The organism is Bacteroides sp. AM54-2NS, from assembly GCF_003602935.1.
GTDB lineage: Bacteria > Bacteroidota > Bacteroidia > Bacteroidales > Bacteroidaceae > Bacteroides > Bacteroides xylanisolvens.
Window position 1 is genome coordinate 1 of the sequence record NZ_QTMZ01000121.1, and the last position, 1,755, is coordinate 1,755.

Sequence of the window (1,755 nt, forward strand, 5' to 3'; positions counted from 1 at the left end):
GGAGAGAGGCCGTTACGTGGCTAGCCTCAAGTGCTTTCTCTTTTATGGTGTCCTCTTCCCGCCTATCAGTCTTTATCTTAATACAACAAAGATAATAAGACTGATATTTTCCTGATAAGATGCGGAGGTAATTATTCGTCTCGCTTGACTTTTTTAAAATAAATTTCCGACCTCTTATCTATTAACTGCAAACTTAGAGCTCTTTCTTTTTTATAAACCCTCGCACCATCGGGAACTGATGCGGTAAATAACGCAACCTATGTACGGAGACTTTAATCGCATTGTTGTTCAGCTGGTTCAGCATCCTGTCATGCACAAACCTCTCTCGGATTTAACCTATACGGAATGTGAACTGGCCTATGCTTTGATAAGAGAATTGATTGATTTGTCAACTGAAGGTGATTATACTTTATTGGACTATATCCAAATGGCTCGCCTGGAGTATTATCTGGGTGAGTTGTCTTGTAAGATCAACTGTAGTAGGGAGGAAACTGCCCTTCATTATGCGGGCGCTCTTCATCTATTAGAAAAAGGCGGCTTTGATTTGGGCATAAAGAAGTGGGTTGAACTTGTCAGCCTGCGGATCGAGAATCCTAAAAAAGAATGATATTCTGATTTTGTATATAGAATCTGATCGGTATACTCAGTATTTATCCGGCATATCTATATGGAATAGTCAACCGTTAGACTGCTTAGAACAAGTATTCTAACGGTTGACAATAAATTCTCTTGCTTTTATAATATTTTTCTATATATCCTGTTAATTACTCTATTAGTCATGCCCAATTAACCATTCCAATTAACCATTCCAATTAATCCATCCTCTTTAATAATCTCCTTTTGTAATTTCCCTTTGTGGTATATCCCTAGTATTCTTTTTACATTTGGTTCATTTTCTTGCTTTCCTTCTATATTGTCTTCTTGTCTCTTTCTTCCTGTTGTCTTTTCTCATCTGTAATTCGACTGTAATTTTGTTATTTCTTTCTTCTGCATCTTTTTCTCTTTTGCGTGCGCCTACGCGCCCGCGTGTGATATAATAATGTGTCCCATGTGTACCGTTTCCGCCCCCAATCCACTTATGATAAAAAATATGTTCTACAACATTCTTCTGCATCAGTACTTTAGCATATTCTTTCAAAAAAACTTCGAAAAAAGATTTTAATATATTTGGATTGTATACGAAAAGGGTGTACTTTTGCACCCGCTTTCCAAGAGAAGAAAGCCTTGCAGAATTGACATAGTGAAAAAGCGAGATTGCGCTTAAAGAAAAGAACAAAAAAACTTCCGAAAGTTTTGGAGGATAATAAATAAAGTTCTTATCTTTGCAGTCCGATTCGCAAAGAAAACGGCCTTTGTTTTTTCTTTTATACATTCTTTCCCTTTCGCATAGAGAGCCTGAGAAATGAGTAAAAAGAAAAAATGAAAAAAAAAACTTCCGAAAAAGTTTGGTAGTTAAAAATAAAGCCTTTACCTTTGCACCCGCTTTTAAAACGAAAGCAGCAAGTTCTTTGAAATATTGATAAACAATACAAGTAGTACAAGTAAAAAAATAGAACCGTCAATACTTGTCCGAGAGAGTAGCGATACGATTGAAGATAATAGGTATTTGAATAAGGTCAATAAAATTACGGCGTCCTGAACAGAGCAAAAAATCATCTTAACAGATGAAAAGATACTTTTACAATGAAGAGTTTGATCCTGGCTCAGGATGAACGCTAGCTACAGGCTTAACACATGCAAGTCGAGGGGCAGCAT

The 1,755-nt window shown here is 36.4% G+C and carries 2 protein-coding genes and 1 rRNA gene; 2 read left to right on the forward strand and 1 reads right to left on the reverse strand.

What is annotated here, in order from left to right:
• Positions 1-259 precede the first annotated feature (259 nt).
• Positions 260-607: a hypothetical protein gene (locus tag DXA05_RS26040; protein WP_008645116.1), complete on the forward strand. Its 348-nt coding sequence runs from the start codon at positions 260-262 to the stop codon at positions 605-607.
• A 282-nt stretch (positions 608-889) separates the two neighbouring features.
• Here the strand turns inward: DXA05_RS26040 and DXA05_RS28255 are convergent, their stop codons facing one another.
• Positions 890-1,372, reverse strand: a complete 483-nt coding sequence (locus DXA05_RS28255; RefSeq protein ID WP_258999066.1) for a hypothetical protein — start codon at positions 1,370-1,372, stop codon at positions 890-892.
• 308 nt (positions 1,373-1,680) lie between these two features.
• Between DXA05_RS28255 and DXA05_RS26050 the strand changes: the two genes are divergently transcribed.
• Positions 1,681-1,755 (forward strand): 16S ribosomal RNA (locus tag DXA05_RS26050); the annotation flags it as partial.

What these genes read in the sequence shown, in the direction of transcription:
- DXA05_RS26040 (WP_008645116.1), top strand. Translation starts at nt 260, where the DNA reads ATGTACGGAGACTTTAATCGCATTGTTGTTCAGCTGGTTCAGCATCCT.
- DXA05_RS28255 (WP_258999066.1), bottom strand. Translation starts at nt 1,372, where the DNA reads ATGTATAAAAGAAAAAACAAAGGCCGTTTTCTTTGCGAATCGGACTGC.